The sequence below is a fragment of the Streptosporangium sp. NPDC049248 genome (assembly GCF_040678965.1).
Classification (GTDB): domain Bacteria; phylum Actinomycetota; class Actinomycetes; order Streptosporangiales; family Streptosporangiaceae; genus Streptosporangium; species Streptosporangium fukuiense.
Genome location: NZ_JBFAQY010000007.1, coordinates 83,093 through 99,118, shown reverse-complemented (window position 1 = coordinate 99,118; position 16,026 = coordinate 83,093). Strand labels below are relative to the sequence as shown.

At 68.1% G+C, this 16,026-nt stretch carries 14 protein-coding genes; 2 read left to right on the top strand and 12 right to left on the bottom strand.

Annotated elements, in window-relative coordinates:
* The first annotated feature begins 376 nt into the window (after positions 1-376).
* The gene (locus AB0K21_RS15835; RefSeq protein ID WP_343981137.1) at positions 377-682 is read left to right on the top strand and encodes a hypothetical protein; all 306 of its coding nucleotides are present in this window, start codon (positions 377-379) and stop codon (positions 680-682) included.
* Between the two features lie 327 nt (positions 683-1,009).
* Here AB0K21_RS15835 and AB0K21_RS15830 read toward each other — a convergent pair whose 3' ends face one another.
* Positions 1,010-1,831 (bottom strand): Fic family protein, encoded by an 822-nt coding sequence (locus AB0K21_RS15830; protein ID WP_364150463.1) that lies wholly within the window; start codon positions 1,829-1,831, stop codon positions 1,010-1,012.
* 361 nt (positions 1,832-2,192) lie between these two features.
* On the bottom strand, positions 2,193-2,882 hold the full coding sequence (gene msrA / locus AB0K21_RS15825) for a peptide-methionine (S)-S-oxide reductase MsrA (RefSeq protein WP_364150460.1): 690 nt from the start codon (positions 2,880-2,882) through the stop codon (positions 2,193-2,195).
* Between the two features lie 136 nt (positions 2,883-3,018).
* Between msrA and rarD the strand changes: the two genes are divergently transcribed.
* A complete protein-coding gene (rarD, locus tag AB0K21_RS15820) occupies positions 3,019-3,939 on the top strand; it encodes an EamA family transporter RarD (RefSeq protein ID WP_343981128.1) in 921 nt (306 codons plus the stop codon).
* Positions 3,940-3,943: 4 nt separating this feature from the next.
* Here the strand turns inward: rarD and AB0K21_RS15815 are convergent, their stop codons facing one another.
* The 10 genes from AB0K21_RS15815 to AB0K21_RS15770 all read right to left on the bottom strand — a co-directional run bounded on the left by AB0K21_RS15815 (position 3,944) and on the right by AB0K21_RS15770 (position 15,967).
* Positions 3,944-4,345: a MarR family transcriptional regulator gene (locus tag AB0K21_RS15815; protein ID WP_343981125.1), complete on the bottom strand. Its 402-nt coding sequence runs from the start codon at positions 4,343-4,345 to the stop codon at positions 3,944-3,946.
* A 150-nt stretch (positions 4,346-4,495) separates the two neighbouring features.
* Entirely contained in the window at positions 4,496-5,491 is a 996-nt protein-coding gene (locus AB0K21_RS15810) for a polyprenyl synthetase family protein (RefSeq protein ID WP_343981122.1), read from the bottom strand.
* Positions 5,492-5,505: 14 nt separating this feature from the next.
* Positions 5,506-7,056, bottom strand: coding sequence for an NADH-quinone oxidoreductase subunit NuoN (gene nuoN, locus AB0K21_RS15805; RefSeq protein ID WP_343981118.1), 1,551 nt, complete (start codon positions 7,054-7,056; stop codon positions 5,506-5,508).
* The gene (locus tag AB0K21_RS15800) at positions 7,053-8,582 is read right to left on the bottom strand and encodes an NADH-quinone oxidoreductase subunit M (RefSeq protein WP_343981116.1); all 1,530 of its coding nucleotides are present in this window, start codon (positions 8,580-8,582) and stop codon (positions 7,053-7,055) included. The genes nuoN and AB0K21_RS15800 overlap by 4 nt, the downstream gene beginning before the upstream one ends.
* Positions 8,582-10,444, bottom strand: coding sequence for an NADH-quinone oxidoreductase subunit L (nuoL, locus tag AB0K21_RS15795; protein WP_364150829.1), 1,863 nt, complete (start codon positions 10,442-10,444; stop codon positions 8,582-8,584). The genes AB0K21_RS15800 and nuoL overlap by 1 nt, the downstream gene beginning before the upstream one ends.
* Positions 10,445-10,510: 66 nt before the next feature.
* The gene (gene nuoK / locus AB0K21_RS15790) at positions 10,511-10,807 is read right to left on the bottom strand and encodes an NADH-quinone oxidoreductase subunit NuoK (RefSeq protein WP_030916671.1); all 297 of its coding nucleotides are present in this window, start codon (positions 10,805-10,807) and stop codon (positions 10,511-10,513) included.
* The gene (locus AB0K21_RS15785) at positions 10,804-11,640 is read right to left on the bottom strand and encodes an NADH-quinone oxidoreductase subunit J (protein ID WP_343981110.1); all 837 of its coding nucleotides are present in this window, start codon (positions 11,638-11,640) and stop codon (positions 10,804-10,806) included. Before AB0K21_RS15785 ends, nuoK begins: the two co-directional genes overlap by 4 nt.
* Positions 11,633-12,148: an NADH-quinone oxidoreductase subunit NuoI gene (nuoI, locus tag AB0K21_RS15780; RefSeq protein WP_343981107.1), complete on the bottom strand. Its 516-nt coding sequence runs from the start codon at positions 12,146-12,148 to the stop codon at positions 11,633-11,635. Before nuoI ends, AB0K21_RS15785 begins: the two co-directional genes overlap by 8 nt.
* Positions 12,135-13,484: an NADH-quinone oxidoreductase subunit NuoH gene (gene nuoH / locus AB0K21_RS15775; protein WP_343981104.1), complete on the bottom strand. Its 1,350-nt coding sequence runs from the start codon at positions 13,482-13,484 to the stop codon at positions 12,135-12,137. The genes nuoI and nuoH overlap by 14 nt, the downstream gene beginning before the upstream one ends.
* Complete coding sequence (locus AB0K21_RS15770) at positions 13,484-15,967, bottom strand: NADH-quinone oxidoreductase subunit G (RefSeq protein WP_364150450.1); 2,484 nt, start codon at positions 15,965-15,967, stop codon at positions 13,484-13,486. Before AB0K21_RS15770 ends, nuoH begins: the two co-directional genes overlap by 1 nt.
* Between the last annotated feature and the right edge of the window lie 59 nt (positions 15,968-16,026).

Below are 16,026 nucleotides of genomic sequence, written 5' to 3'. Positions count from 1 at the left end.
CAGTTCCGCGGCGCCGGAGAGCGCCTCCACCAGTTCGAGCCCAATGACGCGCCGCCGCGGTCATCCGCACCGTCGCCACCGCCCACCCGCGCTGCCTACACGATGAGGGCAGCAGCCGCTCCCGGTCTTGTAATTTTCACACATACATGATCATAAACGGCACCCTCATTGCGCCACGTTCCCGTCATGAGATCGATCAGAGTGGGGCACATTGTCCCAGCTCACCCCGCAAATGGCGGCTGCAGTATTAGCCATTTCCTCCATCATGAGGACAAGACCGCCAGATTCTTGTGGCCAATCGGTAAATACCGCGCTATATCGATCTGCGTTAAATCGATATTGATCGATCACATGCCCGTCCCCCACAAGGAGAAGCATGCAAAAAGTCACTTGGCTCCGCCGACTCGGCCTCGTCTCAGCGGTGGTGGCGGTCGGCCTGGCCACCGCGCCCGTGGCCGCGCACGCCGACGGCTATGACACTCCCCGCAGCGCCGTTGCCGTGGGGGCGGGTAACACCTACGCGGCCGGGGTGGCGGCGGCCCAAGAACGGGCCCGGCAGGCCGTCCTCGCGGTCGGCCACGACTGCACCCCTGGGGTCTATTACATCTTGCTGACCTATGCTTCTCCGGGGGGCGGAACATGGGTCTTCCAGGCCACCCACGAGGCGATGTGCGTCGACTGATCAAGGTTCAGCAGATCGGCCCCCGCCGGGGTTGCCCGCCATCGGGGAGCCCAGCGTCCGCAGGCTCATGCAGAGCCGGCACGACAGGCGATCAGCCGATCATGGCCAAACAGCAGGACGGCCCACGCCTAGGAGTCGAGCGCGAGCCGTACACCGAGATCTGCCGAAACCACTCCTCGGTCGGAACCAGGCCCGCCTGGCAGGCGGGCCACTCGGACGGGTCACCTAGCTTGACATCGGTACCTCCGACGCCGCAGTAGCCATTGAGGTGGACACGAGGCTGTCGATGTGCTCTTGCTCAGACACCTTTCATCCACGGCAGACACATCATGACCTGCGGTGCCTCGACTTGAGGTAGTCGCTCACCCACTTCTTGCTGCTACGCCACATACCGTCGTCGCCCTTGACCGCACGCAGTCGTCCCCGTGCGGCAGCCACCCGGAGGGCGTTTTCGGTGACGTCGCGCGTCGCGAGGGCAGGTAGAGGAACAAGCTTGACCGGGCCGGCCACCGCTGGCATGACGAAGCGGTACAGATTCGTCGTCACGCTGCGTGCGATGAGTTCACCCAGCGGGCCGAACTCGTCATTGCCGGCTCGGCGCATTGCCTGAAGGTACTTGTCGCGGTCGCGCTTGTAGATGATCGCCGGCGGGTACCCGATTCTGCAAAGCATCAAGTTGAGCACCAAGCGGCCCGTCCGTCCGTTACCGTCGAGGAACGGGCGTATTTGTTCGAACCGGTTATGAACGTGGGCCAAGCGTTCGGGGAGGGGTTCCTCGGACTCGCCGCGAAGGTCATCGACAACCCTTACCCAGTCCCGCATCTGGGGGTCGACTTCCGGCCATGGCGGCGGCTTCATGCCTCCCGGGAACTTCGTGATCTCGTGCTGCCTGAAGTTCCCCGGGCTTTCAGCTGGGGAGGCATGTGGATGGGGATCTACAGCCCACACCAGCGACATGGCGGTGTGGTGTATCTGACGAACCTCCTGAAGCGTTATGAGATCTCCGTTTTGCCAGCCTCCTGGCTCCAGCGCCTGCCCGTACACCCACTTCGCAGCGTCGCCGTATCCCCTCACCTCCATGTAGTCCTTGAGCGGCTTCGCGCCTACCGCGCGCCCCTCCTCAAGGAGCCTCTCCACCTCCTGCAGCACGAGTGTGTTGCCCTCGATCGCAGTGCTGTTGTGAGCCTCCTGGTGCCAGATGTCGGACCAGATGTCCTCCGCCTCGTCAGGCGAAGGTAGTCCACCCAAACGGTCACGGAGTTCTCGAACGGCCTCGTCAAGGCGCTGATAAACAGCCGCCCTGGACGGCCGGCCCGGTCCTGACACCGACGCCCCCATGATTTTGTTCGGCTGAGTCGATGTAACTACACCGAACAAAATCAAGTCGACTTGTTCGCTTCGGCCAAAAAAATAGAACCGAACAACTTGCTCGCCGACCCGAGGCCCCCCACACACAGGGGGCACGGCTCACCCCAGAAGCCGGATGCAAGCCGTGCCGGTGAAGTCGGCGCTACTCCTCGGTCGGGACCAGGCCCGTCTGGCAGGCGCCCCACTGAGATGGATCACCTAGTTTGACGTTGGTGCCACCGATGCCGCAGTAGCCGCCGGGGTTTTTGTAGAGATATTGCTGGTGATATCCCTCGGCGAAGTAGTAGTCGCCGGCGGGGGCGATCTCGGTGGTGATGGCACCGTAGCCGGAGTCGGTGAGAACCTTCTGGTAGGCGTCACGCGAAGCCAGGGCGGCCTTCTCCTGCTCGGGCGAGTGGAAGTGGATCGCCGAGCGGTACTGTGTGCCGACGTCGTTGCCCTGCCGCATGCCCTGGGTGGGGTTGTGCGACTCCCAGAAGACGCGCAGCAGTTCCTCGTAGGACACCCGGGCCGGGTCGAAGACGACGCGGACGAGCTCGGTGTGACCGGTCTGGCCGGTGCAGACCTCCTCGTAGGTCGGGTTCGGGGTGTAGCCGCCCCCGTAGCCGACCGAGGTGGAGACCACACCCGGGGTCTGCCAGAAAATGCGCTCGGCCCCCCAGAAGCAACCGAGGCCGAAGTCCGCGATCTCACTCCCCTCGGGGTACGGCGGAGCCAGCGGGGCGTCGAGAACCTCATGACGCCCTGGCACCGCCATCCCGGTAGCGCGGCCCGGGAGCGCGTTCTCCGGGGACACCATGGAAGTCTTGTCCTTGCCGAACAGCCAGCCCATTGCGAACCTCCTCCTGACACGTTCTCACCAGGAAGCAACCGAGGGCGACTCCCCCGTGTTCCCGAAAGAGTTTCTTAACTGATCGAAAAGTACAGCTAAATTGTGTTAAATCCAGTAAGGAGCAAAGATAGGGGTCATGCCTGAAACGCGCCGCGGAGTTCTCTACGGCATCGCCGCCTACGCCATGTGGGGCCTGTTCCCGCTCTACTGGCCGCTCCTGAAGCCCTCCGGCGCCCTGGAGATCCTCGCCCACCGCATCGCCTGGTCCCTGGTCGCCGTCGTCGCCATCCTGGCGGTACGGCGCCACTGGTCCTGGTTCCGCGAGCTCCTGCGCACCCCGAGAAAGATCGGCCTTCTCGTCCTGGCCGCGGTGCTCGTCACGCTCAACTGGGGCGTCTACATCTACGCCGTCAACACCGGGCACGTGGTCGAGAGCTCGTTCGGCTACTTCATCACCCCCCTGATCAGCGTGCTCTTCGGCGTCCTGCTGCTGAAGGAGCGGCTGCGGCCGTGGCAGTGGGCCGCGGTGGGGCTGGGGGCGGTGGCCGTGGTCATCCTGGCCATCGACTACGGGCGGCCGCCGTGGATCGCGCTGGCGCTGGCCGCCAGTTTCGGCACCTACGGGCTGGTCAAGAAGACCGCCGGGGTGGGTGCGGCGGAGAGCATGACGGTCGAGACACTGGTGCTGCTGCTGCCCGCGCTGGGCTACCTGACCTACCTGGGGCAGCAGGGGACGAGCACGTTCGGCAACTGGGGCGCGGGCCACACGCTCCTGCTGGCCGGAGCGGGTGTGGTCACCGCCGTCCCGATGCTCTGCTTCACCGCCGCCGCGATCAGGGTGCCGCTCACCACGATCGGCCTGCTGCAGTACATCGCCCCGATCCTGCAGTTCCTGTGCGGGGTGTTCATCGTGCACGAGGTCATGCCGCCCAGCCGCTGGGTGGGGTTCGTCATCATCTGGCTGGCGCTGTCGGTCTTCACCTGGGACAGCCTCAGGACGGCCACCCAGGCCCGCCGTGCGGTGTCCAAGCGGGTAGCCGTACAGAACGCCTCATAAAGCCTCAGGAGCCGCGTACGGCGAGGACCAGAGGGGTGAAGAGCGGGTCGACGCCCGCCTGCTCCAGCGCGGAGGCCAGGGAGCGCTCGTAGGTGGGCGTGGCATCGGCCAGGCGGACGCGCCCCTCTTCGGTGATCACCGAGTAGACGCCGCGGCGGTCGTCCGAGCAGAGGTCGCGCCGGGTCATCCCGGCCTCTTCGAGGCGGGCGACGAGGCGGGTCACCGAGCTCTGGTTGAGCCCCACCGCCTCGGCCAGCTCCTGCATACGCATGCAGCCGCCGGAGACGGCGGCGAGCTGGATCAGTGCGCGGTACTCCGACAGCCCCAGGCCGTGACCGCGCTGGAGTGCCTTGGTCAACTCCGCCTCCACGCGTGCGTGCAAGAGGGCGAAATGGTCCCACGACATGGTGATTCCTCCTGGAGTGTGCTGTCCGGCAGGAGTCTACATGCACATACATTATTTGCTTTGCCCTGCAAGTAAAATCGTGGAAGAAACACGAAAAACCCGGCTCGGCGCTGTCGCCGAGCCGGGCTGGGTCCGATCCTGGACCGGCGGTCAGCCGGAGCGCTCGACGACGTAGTCGCAGAGGGCCAGGTAGGCGGCGCGGGCCGGGATGTCGGGAAGGCCCGCGAGGTCCTCGCGGGCACGGTCGGCCCAGTCGAGCAGCTCGGCGCGGGCATGTCCCATGGCGGGGTCGGCGCGGAGCAGACGCAGGGCCTCCTCGATGTCCTCCTCGGCCACCGGACCGGCCAGCAACTCGCGCAGCCGGGCGCTCTCGGGGTTGTCCGACGCCAGGACGTAGAGCACGGGCAGGGTCCGGATGCCCTCGCGCAGGTCGGTGCCCGGCGTCTTGCCCGACTCGGCCGTCTCCGAGGCGACGTCCAGCAGGTCGTCGCCGAGCTGCCAGGCGACCCCGATCGCCTCGCAGGCCCGGGTCAGCCGCTCGACCACCTCGGGTGTGGCGCCACTGAGCATGGCGCCGAACCGGCCGGAGGTGGCGATCAGCGAACCGGTCTTGTCGGCCAGCACCCCGATGTAGTGGGCCACCGGGTCCTCGCCGGAGCGGGGGCCGATGGTCTCGCGGATCTGGCCGCGGACCAGCCGGGAGAACGTCTGCGCCTGGATCCTGATGACGTCGGAGCCGAGGTCGGCGAGGATCTCCGAGGCCTGGGCGAACAGGTAGTCGCCGGTCAGGATGGCCACGGTGTTGTCCCAGCGGGCGTTGGCCGACGGAGAACCCCGGCGGACCGGGGCCTCGTCCATCACGTCGTCGTGGTAGAGCGTCGCCAGGTGGGTCAGCTCGATCACCACGGCCCCCGGCACCACTCCCGCCGCCGCGGGTGAGCCGAACTGGGCGGCGAGCAGGACCAGCATGGCCCGGAACCTCTTGCCGCCCGCCTCGATGAGGTGCTTGGACGCCTCCGTGACGAAGGCGTCCTCACTCTCCACCGAGGAACGGAGCAGTTTCTCGACCTCGGCCAAGCCGGTAGCGAGGTCCTGCGCCAACCGTTCGTCGACGAACGGAAGATCAACAACCGGTGGCGCAGCCATGAACCGTTACTCCTCTAGCGAATGAACAGCGCGGACGCAGCCTGATCCGCGAGATCGAGCACCGGCTGCGGGAAAACCCCCAGCACTACCGTAGCCGCTGCCGCGAGGGCGACCACAGCCGAGGTGCCCACCGTGGGCGTCGCGATGGACGGCCCGTCGACGGCGGGCTCGTTGAAGAACATCAGCACGATCACCCGGACGTAGAAGAACGCGGCGATCGCCGAGCTGACCACACCCACGATGACCAGCGGCAGAGCGTCGCCGGCGACCGCGGCCGAGAAAACGGCGTACTTGCCGAAGAAGCCGCTCGTGAGCGGGATGCCGGCGAAGGCCAGCAGGAAGAAAGCGAAAATACCCGCGAGAGCGGGGGAACGCTTGCCCAGACCGGCCCAGCGGGACAGATGTCCGGCCTCGCCTCCCGCGTCGCGGACCATGGTGACGACCGCGAAGGCGCCGACCGTGGTGAAGCCGTACGCGGCCAGGTAGAACAGGATGGCCGACAGGGCCTGCTTGTTCTGCTCGGCGGCGCCGATCGCGACGACGCCGGTGAGCAGGAAGCCCGCGTGCGCGATCGAGGAGTAGGCGAGCATCCGCTTGATCTCGGTCTGGGTGATGGCCAGGATCGCACCGACGATCATCGTCAGGATCGCGATGCCCCACATGACCGGCTTCCAGTCCCATTCCAGGCCGCCCAGGGCGACCCAGAAGACCCTCAGCACCGCGCCGAAGGCCGCCACGAGCACCGTGGAGGCCATCAGCGCGGTGACCGCGGTGGGCGCGCCCTGGTAGACGTCGGGCTTCCACGCCTGGAACGGCGCGGCGCCGACCTTGAAGAGCAGGCCGACGCCGAGCAGCGCGAAGCCGAGCAGCAGCAGCGTCTCCTGGCCGCCTGCCCCGGTGAGCGCGGCACTGATGGCCTTCAGGTCCACCGATCCGGCGTAGCCGTAGACCATGGCCGTGCCGTACAGGAAGAAGGCCGAGGAGAACGCGCCGAGCAGGAAGTACTTGACCGAGGCCTCCTGCGAGAGCAGGCGGCGGTGGCGGGCCAGGCCACAGAGCAGGTACAGCGGCAGGGACATGACCTCAAGGCCGACGAACATGGCCAGCAGGTCATTGGCGGAGGCGAAGAGCAGCATGCCACCGACCGAGAACAGCAGCAGCGGGTACACCTCGGTCTGGGCGTATCCGCTGAGGATCGCCTCCTCCTCGTCCGGGCTTCCCGGCACCGCCGCCGCCTGCGCGACGAACTGGTCCTCGTCGTTGATCAGAAGCGTGCTGACCAGCGCCAGGACGAGGATGATGCCCCAGATGAACAGGGCGGGCCCGTCCACCGCGACCGCGCCCATGGCCGCCGGGGCGTCCGGCAGGCCGTTGACGCCGGACAGGACGGTCATGACGAACCCGCCGAGCAGGGCGAGCAGCGTGAGCGGCATCTGGATCGACTTGCGCAGGTAGCGGGGCGCGAACGCCTCGACCAGCACCCCGATGATCGCCGCGCCGAACACCAGCAGCATCGGCGAGAGTAGCGCGTACTCGATTGTCGGGGCTTGGATGGTGCCGTTCACTGGCCGGCCCCCTTCTTCTCTGCCACGGCGGGCGTGAACGGTTCGATGTGGACGCTGGAGATCGTCTTGTCGACCGCGGGATTGATCACGTCAAGCACCGGCTTGGGGAAGAAGCCCATGGCGATGATCACCGCGATCAGCGGGCCCATCACCCAGATCTCACGCCAGTTGAGGTCGGGCATGACGTGGGCCGACTCCTTCGAGGGGCCGGTCATCGTGCGCTGGTACATCCACAGGATGTAGACGGCCGCCAGGACGACGCCGCTCGTCGCGATGATCGCCGCGACCGGGTAGCGCTCGAAGGTGCCGATCAGGACCATGAACTCGCTGACGAAGGTGGACAGTCCCGGCAGGGAGAGCCCGGACAGGCCGGCGATCAGGAAGGTGCCGGCCAGCAGCGGGGCGACCTTCTGCACGCCTCCGTAGTCGGCGATCTGGCTGGAACCCCGGCGGTAGATCAGGAAGCCGGCGACCAGGAAGAGCGCGCCGGTCGAGAAGCCGTGGTTGACCATGTAGAGGGTGGCGCCCGCGCCCGCGTCCCTGGTCATCGCGAAGACGCCCAGCGCGATGAAGCCGAAGTGCGAGATCGAGGTGTAGGCGATCAGGCGCTTCATGTCGGTCTGGCCGATGGCCACGATCGCGCCGTAGACGATGCCCACCACCGCCAGCACGATCACCAGCGGGGTGAAGAACTTCGACGCGTCCGGGAAGAGCTCCAGGCAGAAACGGAGCATGCCGTACGTGCCGACCTTGTCCAGCACGCCCACCAGCAGCACCGCGGCGCCGGCCGGGGCCTGCGCGGCGGCGTCGGGCAGCCAGGTGTGGAACGGCCAGAGCGGCGCCTTGACCGCGAACGCGATGAAGAAGCCCGCGAAGAGCCACTTCTGCGTGGTCGGGTCCTGGATGACGCCGATCAGCTCGGGGAACATGAAGGTGCCCTTGTCGGCGATCACGTAGAGCGCGATCACCGCGACCAGCATGAGCAGGCCGCCGAAGAGCGAGTAGAGCAGGAACTTCACGGCCGCGTAGGACCGCTGGGCTCCGCCGTACGACCCGATCATGAAGTACATCGGGATGAGCATGGCTTCGAAGAAGACGTAGAAGAGGAAGACGTCGGTCGCCGCGAAGACGCCGATCATCATCGCTTCCAGCACCAGCAGCAGCGCGAAGTAGGTCTTCACCGAGCGCTTGGGCGGGGCCGCGGCCCCGGTTCCGTCGGCGTCGTGCCAGGAGGCGAGGATCACGATCGGCACGAGCACCGCCGACAGCGCGATCAGCACCAGGGCGATGCCGTCCACGCCGACGCCGTAGTGGACGCCGAACCTCGGGATCCACTCGTAGACCTCGGCGAACTGGAAGCGCGCCTCGGAGGCCGGTTCGAACAGGTACGCGAGGGCGCCGGTGAGCGCCAGCACGACCAGTGAGACCGCCAGCGCCAGCTGCTTCGCGAGCTTGTCACTCTTGACAAGGGAGACACCCACCGCGCCCAGGACGGGCACGGCAATCAGGGTCGAGAGCCAGGGCATCACATGTTCCCTACGTAGAGCAGCGCGCCAACGACCACGGCGGCACCGAAGAGGATGGACAACGCGTAGGACCGCACGTAGCCGGTCTGGATGCGACGCAGCCGCCCGGAGGTCCCGCCGATCCCCGCCGCCAGGCCGTTGACCAGGCCGTCGATGCCGCGGTTGTCGAAGAACACCGCGAACCGGGCCAGCCACTGGCCGGGGCGCATGAACAGCGCCTCGTTCAGGGCGTCGCCGTACAGGTCACGGCGGGCGAAGGTGGTGAGGAACGAGCCGCGCGGGGCGACCCGGGGCACCTCGGCGGCACCGTAGCGGAACCAGGCGTAGACGACGCCGACGGCGACCAGCGCGAGCGTGGTCAGGCCGGGGACGCTGAAGGGGTGGAATCCGGGCAGGTGCTCGGGCAGGCCGACCGCCGGGGCGAGGAACCTCATGAGCCGGTTGTCCAGGATCAGGAAGGCGCCCAGGAAGACCGAACCGATCGACAGCAGGATCAGCGGCACGGTCATCACGGAGGGCGACTCGTGCGGGTGTGCGTCGTCGGCCCAGCGCCGCTTGCCGAAGAAGGTCATGAAGACCATCCGCGACATGTAGAAGCCGGTGATGCCGGCGCCGACGACCGCGAGCCAGCCGAGGATCTGGTTGTGCTCCATGGCCGTCTCGATGATGCCGTCCTTGGTGAAGTAACCGGACAGCAGCGGGAACCCGATGATCGCGAGATAACCGATCATGAAGGTGGCCGCGGTGACCTTCATCACCGAGAACAGGCCACCGTACTTGCGCATGTCGACCTCGTCGTTCATGGCGTGCATGACCGAGCCCGCGCCGAGGAACATGTTGGCCTTGAAGAAGCCGTGCGCGATCAGGTGCGCGATGGCGAAGGCGTAGCCCACCGGGCCGAGGCCCGCACCGAGCATCATGTAGCCGATCTGCGACATGGTCGAGCCGGCCAGGCCCTTCTTGATGTCGTCCTTGGCGCAACCGATGATCGCACCGGCGAGCAGCGTGGCCACACCGACGATCGTCACGACGAGCTGCGCGGTCGGGGCGGCCTCGAAGAACGCGCCGGAGCGGACGACCAGGTAGACGCCCGCGGTGACCATGGTCGCGGCGTGGATGAGTGCCGAGACCGGGGTCGGGCCCTCCATCGCGTCCAGCAGCCACGACTGCAGCGGCAGCTGGGCCGACTTGCCGCAGGCGCCGAGGAGCAGCAGCAGGCCGACCGCGGTGATCGTGCCCTGGGAGGCGGCGCCGGAGGAGATCGCCCCGTCGACGGCGCCCCCGGTGAGCTCGTTGAAGGCGACCGAGCCGAACGTCGTCCAGATCGTGAAGATCGCGATCAGCAGGCCGAAGTCGCCGACGCGGTTGACGATGAACGCCTTCTTGGCCGCGGCCGCCGCCGTGGGCTTGAACTGCCAGAAGCCGATCAGCAGGTACGAGGCGAGGCCCACACCCTCCCAGCCGACGAACAGCACGACGTAGTTGTCGGCCAGCACCAGCAGCAGCATCGCGGCGACGAACAGGTTCAGGTACGCGAAGAACCTGCGCCGGCCCGGGTCGTGCGACATGTAGCCGATCGAGTAGATGTGGATCAGCGATCCCACACCGGTGATCAGCAGGGCGAAGCTGATCGACAGCGGGTCGATCAGCAGCCCCATGTCGGCGAGGCCGGGGATGAACTCGTAGAGCCTGACCCCCTGGCGACGCTGAGCCTCGGGCAGACCGAGCAGCTGGATGAAGGCGGCGACCGCCACCGCGAACGCGCCCAGGGACATCACGACACCGAGGAGGTGACCCCAGCGGTCGGTGCGGCGCCCGAACAGCAGCAGGATCGCGGCACCGAGCAGCGGGAGCGCGACCATGAGCCAGGAGACTCCGATCACACCCCCGGAATGCTGGATGATCTCAGCGGGTTCCACGGCCACCTCTTAGTACTTCAGCAGGTTCGCGTCGTCCACCGACGCGGACCTGCGGGTTCGGAAGATCATCACGATGATGGCGAGGCCGATCACGACCTCGGCCGCGGCCACCACCATCACGAAGAACGCGATGATCTGGCCGTCCAGGTTGCCCTGCTGCCTGGCGAAGGTGACGAACGCGAGGTTGCAGGCGTTGAGCATGAGCTCCACGCACATGAACACCACGATCGCGTTGCGCCGTACCAGCACGCCGATGGCGCCGATCGCGAACAGCAGCGCGGAGAGCACCAGGTAGTGAGTGGTCACTTGCCGTCCTCCTGCCGGGGCGCCGCGTCCTCCGCCTGGACGGGCTCGTCGCCTGAGTCGGAATCGCGGGCCTGTGCCGCGTCCCTCTCCAGGACCTGCTTGATGAGCGCCGCCTTCACCGGGTCGGTCGGCGCGAAACCGCCCTCCATCTCGTGCCTGGCGAGCACCCGGTTGATGGACTTGTCGGCGACCGTGCCGTCGGGCAGCAGGGCCGGCATGTCGATCGCGTTGTGCAGCGCGTAGGTGCCGGGTCCCGGCAGCGGCGAGGGCTGCGGGCCGTTGAACCGGGCGCGGGCCAGGTCACGCTGGGTGGCCTTGGGCCGGATGCGCTCGCGGTGCGCCAGCACCATCGCGCCGAGCGCGGCGGTGATCAGCAGCGCCGAGGTGACCTCGAAGGCGAAGACGTACCGCGTGAAGATCAGCTGTGCCAGGGAGGGCACGTTGCCGCCCGCGGCCTTGGTGGCCTCGGTGAGGCCGGTGGGCGCGGCGAAGGTGGCGTTGCCGACCCCCAGGGCGAGCAGGAAGGCGAAGCCCAGGCCCGCGATCGCCGCCCAGACGCGCTGCCCCTTGATCGTCTCGACCAGCGAGTCGGCGGAGTCGACGCCGACCAGCATCAGGACGAACAGGAAGAGCATCATGACCGCGCCGGTGTAGACGATGATCTGCACCGCGGCGAGGAAGGGGGCGTCCTGTACCGCGTAGAGCACGGCCAGGGAGAGCATGACGACGCCCAGCATCAGAGCCGAGTAGACGGCCTTGCGGCTGAAGACGAGCCCGAGGGCGGCCGACACCGAGACGACCGCCAGGATCCAGAACGTGATGGTCTCACCCATTGTTGCGTCCCAGCCGGTAGTAGTCCTCTTCGGTCTCGCCGAGACGCATGGGGTGCGGCGGGACCTCCATGCCGGGGCCGAGCGGCGCGAGCAGCATTTCCTTGGTGTAGATCAGGCTCTCACGGCTGCTGTCGGCGAGCTCGTACTCGTTGGTCATCGTCAGCGCCCGTGTCGGGCAGGCTTCGATGCACAGGCCGCACAGGATGCACCGCAGATAGTTGATCTGGTAGGTGCGCCCGTAGCGCTCACCGGGTGAGAACCGCGCCTCGTCGGTGTTGTCGGCCCCCTCGACGAAGATCGCGTCGGCCGGACAGGCCCAGGCGCACAGCTCACAGCCGACGCACTTCTCCAGGCCGTCGGGCCAGCGGTTGAGCTGGTGCCGGCCGTGGAAGCGCGGCGCCGTGGGCCGCTTCTCCTCGGGGTAGTTGACCGTCTCGACCTTCTTGAACATCGTGTGGAAGGTCACGCCGAATCCCTTGATGGGATTCAGCCAATCAGTTGCTCCCACTGGGAACCTCCTTGCGCTCTACCCCGTGGTAGTGCGGCAGGTCGAGCGGCGGCACAGGGAAGCCACCCGCGGTCGGCTCGGCTTGGAGTTGCTCGAACTCGGCTTCGACCAGTGCGGCCTTGGCCTCCTTGCGCTTCTGCAGCACGCTGTCGAAGCGCCACCAGATCCCGAGGCAGCCGATCATCACGAGCGCGGCCAGGATGAGCACGAGCGACCGGTTGACGTTGTCGATCTGCAGGGCCCTGACGGTGGCCACGAGCAGGATCCAGGCCAGGTTGATCGGGATGAGGATCTTCCAGCCGAGGGCCATGAGCTGGTCGTACCTGACGCGCGGCAGCGAGGCGCGGCACCAGACGAAGAAGCCGAAGACCAGCACCATCTTGGCGAAGAACCAGAGCAGCGGCCACCAGCCGGTGTTCGCGCCGTCCCACATGGAGATCGGCCACGGGGCACGCCAGCCGCCCATGAACAGGGTGATGGACACCGCGGAGACCACGAAGACGTTGACGTACTCGGCGAGCATGATGACCGCGAACTTCAGCGAGTTGGAGTACTCGGTCTGGAAGCCGCCGACCAGCTCGCCCTCGCCCTCGGGCAGGTCGAAGGGGACCCGGTTGGTCTCGCCCAGCATCGTGACGATGTAGATCAGGAAGGACGGGATCAGCAGGATCATGTACCAGGACGGCATCGGGATCTCCAGGCCGCCCAGCGTGAACACCCCGCCGCCGGCCTGCGCCGCGACGATCTCCGAGGTGGAGAGCGTCCCCGCGAACAGGAACACGCCCACGAACGACAGGCCCATCGCGATCTCGTACGAGACCACCTGGGCGCTGGCCCGCAGGCCGCCGAGGATCGAGTACGGGGAGCGCGAGCCCCAGCCCGCCAGCACGATGCCGTACACGCCGATCGAGGCCATCGCCAGCACCAGCAGCACCGCGACCGGGAGGTCGGTGAGCTGCAGCGGCGTCTGGACGCCGAACATCGAGACCATCGGGCCCATCGGGATGACGGAGAAGGCCAGGAAGGCCGGTACCGCCAGGACGACCGGGGCGATGAAGTAGATCGCCTTGTCGACGGTCCGGGGCATCAGGTCTTCCTTGAGCCCCATCTTCAGCCCGTCGGCCACCGACTGGAGCAGCCCGAACTTGCCCGCCCGGTTGGGGCCGTACCGGTTCTGCATGCGGGAGATGAGCTTGCGCTCGAACCACACGCCGAACAGCACGCCCAGCATCAGGACGATGAAGATGACGACGGCCTTGATGATGCTGATCCAGAGCGGGTCCTTGCCGAAGTCGGCAAGGGTCGGATCGACCGCTAGAAGAGTCCGGGCATTCATTACCGCTCCTCGTTGGCTTCGCCGGCGGCGCTTACCTCGCCGGCCGTGGTGCTCTCGGCGCTGTCCACCGCGCCGACCCTGACCACATCACCGGCGACGGCGTGCAGGTCACGGGTGACCGAGCGACCTTCGGAGTTGGCCGGCAGCCACACCACCCGGTCGGGCAGGTCGGCGATCCGCACCGGCAGGCTCAATGAACCGTGCCCGGTGCCGACGACCACCTCGCCGCCGTCGACCAGGCCGCATTCGGCGGCGGTGGCCTCGGACACCAGCGCCACCCCGGGGCGGGCGGTACCCGCCAGGTACGGCTCGCCCGCCTGCAGGCGGCCGTCGTCGAGCAGCAGGTGCCAGCTGGCCAGGACCGCCTCCCCGGCCCGCGGCCTGGCGGCGAGCGAGCCGCTCACCCGGGGGGCCGCGGCCCTGGGGCCGCGCCACGCGCCGATCGAGCCGATCTCGCGGCGGGCGGCGGCGGGGTCGGGCAGGCCGAGGTGCACGTCCATGGCGTCGGCGATCGCGGAGACGACCCGCAGGTCACTCATGACCCCCGGAACCCCGAGCGCCTCCTCGAAGGAGCGTCCGCGCCCCTCCCAGTCGACGAAGGTGCCCGACTTCTCGGCCACCGCGGCGACGGGGAGCACCACGTCGGCGCGGTCGGTGACCGCGCTGGCGCGCTGCTCCAGGCTCACGATGAACGGGGTGTTCTCCAGGGCCACCAGGGCCGCCTGCGGCGCGGCCAGGTCGTAGGGGTCGACACCCGCGACGACGAGGGCGTCGAGCTGTCCGTCGAGCGCCGCCGCCAGCATGGCGGTGGTGTCGCGGCCCTCGCCCTCGGGCAGCGAGGTGACGTCCCAGGCCCTGGCCACCTCGGCGCGGGCGGTCTCGTCGGTGACCGGGCGGCCGACGGGCAGCAGGTTCGGCAGCGCCCCGGCCTCGACGGCCCCGCGCTCACCGGCGCGGCGCGGGATCCAGGCCAGGCGGGCGCCGCTTGCGTCGGCGAGCCGCAGCAGTGCCGACAGCGCACCGGGCACGGTGGCGAGGCGCTCACCGGCCAGGATGATCGCTCCCGGCTGCCTGATCGCCTCGGCGGCCGTCACGTCGACGGCGGCCAGGTCGTCCAGGACGTCGGTCTCGGTGCCCGGCACCGCCGGGATCAGGGTGCCGCCCATCTTGGCCAGCCCGGGGCCGGCGAACGGCGCGACGGAGAAGACCTTCAGCCCCTTCTTGCGCCATGCCTTGCGCAGGCGCAGGAAGACGATCGGCGACTCCTCGTCGGGCTCGAAGCCCGCCAGCAGCACCGCCGGAGCCTTCTCCAGATCGGCGTAGCGGACCTCGATGCCCTTGCCCGCGACGGCGTGCGCCAGGAAGCGCGCCTCCTCCTCGGAGTGCGGCCTGGCGCGGAAGTCGATGTCGTTCGTGCCGAGCGCGATCCGGGCGAACTTCGAGTAGGCGTACGCCTCCTCGACGGTGACGCGACCGCCGACGAGCACGCCCGCGCGCCCGCGCGCCGCGGACAGGCCCTTGGCGGCGGCGGCGAGCGCCTCCGGCCAGGAGGCCGGCACCAGGCGACCCTCCTCGTCACGGACGAGGGGGGTCTTCAGCCGGTCGGGCTGGGTCGCGTAGGTGAAGGCCCAGCGACCCTTGTCGCAGTTCCACTCCTCGTTGACCTCGGGGTCGTCCCCGGCCAGGCGGCGGGTGATCTTTCCGCGCCGGTGGTCGGCGCGCAGCGAGCAGCCGCTGGCGCAGTGCTCACAGGCGCTGGGCGTGGAGACCAGGTCGAACGGGCGGGCCTGGAAGCGGTAGGCGGCACCGGTCAGCGCGCCCACCGGGCAGATCTGCACCGTGTTGCCGGAGAAGTAGGACTCGAACGGGCGGCCGTCCGCGGCTCCGACCTGCTCCTTGGCCCCGCGCTCGAAGAAGTCGATGAGCGGGTCGCCGGCGATCTCGTCGGAGAAGCGGATGCAGCGCGCGCACTGGACGCAGCGCTCGCGGTCGAGCAGCACCTCCGAGGAGAGCGCGACCGGCTTCTCGAAGGTCCGCTTCTTCTCCACGAAGCGGCTCTCGCCCTGGCCGTTGGACATGGCCTGGTTCTGCAGCGGGCACTCGCCGCCCTTGTCGCAGACCGGGCAGTCCAGCGGGTGGTTCAGGAGCAGCAGCTCCATGACGCCGCGCTGTGCCTTCTCCGCGACCGGCGAGGTGAGCTGGGTCTGGACGACCATGCCCTCGGCGACCTCGATCGCGCAGGAGGGCTGCGGCTTGGGGAACCCCCGGCCGTTGCCCGCGTCGGGGATGTCCACCAGGCACTGGCGGCAGTTGGCGGCCGGGTCCAGCAGCGGGTGGTCACAGAACCGGGGGATCTGGATGCCGAGCAGCTCGGCCGCCCGGATGATCAGCGTGCCCTTCGGGACGCTCACCTGGAAGCCGTCGATGGTGACGGTGACCAGGTTCACCGGCGCCTGCGCCGGGGTGGTGGCTTCGACGGTCATGGCGTCTCCTCCGTCGGCCTGGCGACCGAGACGGTGCTGTGCTTGCCGGTGGCCTTCCC

What these genes read in the sequence shown, in the direction of transcription:
- AB0K21_RS15835 (WP_343981137.1), top strand. Translation starts at nt 377, where the DNA reads ATGCAAAAAGTCACTTGGCTCCGCCGACTCGGCCTCGTCTCAGCGGTG.
- msrA (WP_364150460.1), bottom strand. Translation starts at nt 2,882, where the DNA reads ATGGGCTGGCTGTTCGGCAAGGACAAGACTTCCATGGTGTCCCCGGAG.
- rarD (WP_343981128.1), top strand. Translation starts at nt 3,019, where the DNA reads ATGCCTGAAACGCGCCGCGGAGTTCTCTACGGCATCGCCGCCTACGCC.
- AB0K21_RS15815 (WP_343981125.1), bottom strand. Translation starts at nt 4,345, where the DNA reads ATGTCGTGGGACCATTTCGCCCTCTTGCACGCACGCGTGGAGGCGGAG.
- AB0K21_RS15810 (WP_343981122.1), bottom strand. Translation starts at nt 5,491, where the DNA reads ATGGCTGCGCCACCGGTTGTTGATCTTCCGTTCGTCGACGAACGGTTG.
- AB0K21_RS15800 (WP_343981116.1), bottom strand. Translation starts at nt 8,582, where the DNA reads ATGCCCTGGCTCTCGACCCTGATTGCCGTGCCCGTCCTGGGCGCGGTG.
- nuoL (WP_364150829.1), bottom strand. Translation starts at nt 10,444, where the DNA reads ATGGTCGCGCTCCCGCTGCTCGGTGCCGCGATCCTGCTGCTGTTCGGG.
- AB0K21_RS15785 (WP_343981110.1), bottom strand. Translation starts at nt 11,640, where the DNA reads ATGGGTGAGACCATCACGTTCTGGATCCTGGCGGTCGTCTCGGTGTCG.
- nuoH (WP_343981104.1), bottom strand. Translation starts at nt 13,484, where the DNA reads ATGAATGCCCGGACTCTTCTAGCGGTCGATCCGACCCTTGCCGACTTC.
- AB0K21_RS15770 (WP_364150450.1), bottom strand. Translation starts at nt 15,967, where the DNA reads ATGACCGTCGAAGCCACCACCCCGGCGCAGGCGCCGGTGAACCTGGTC.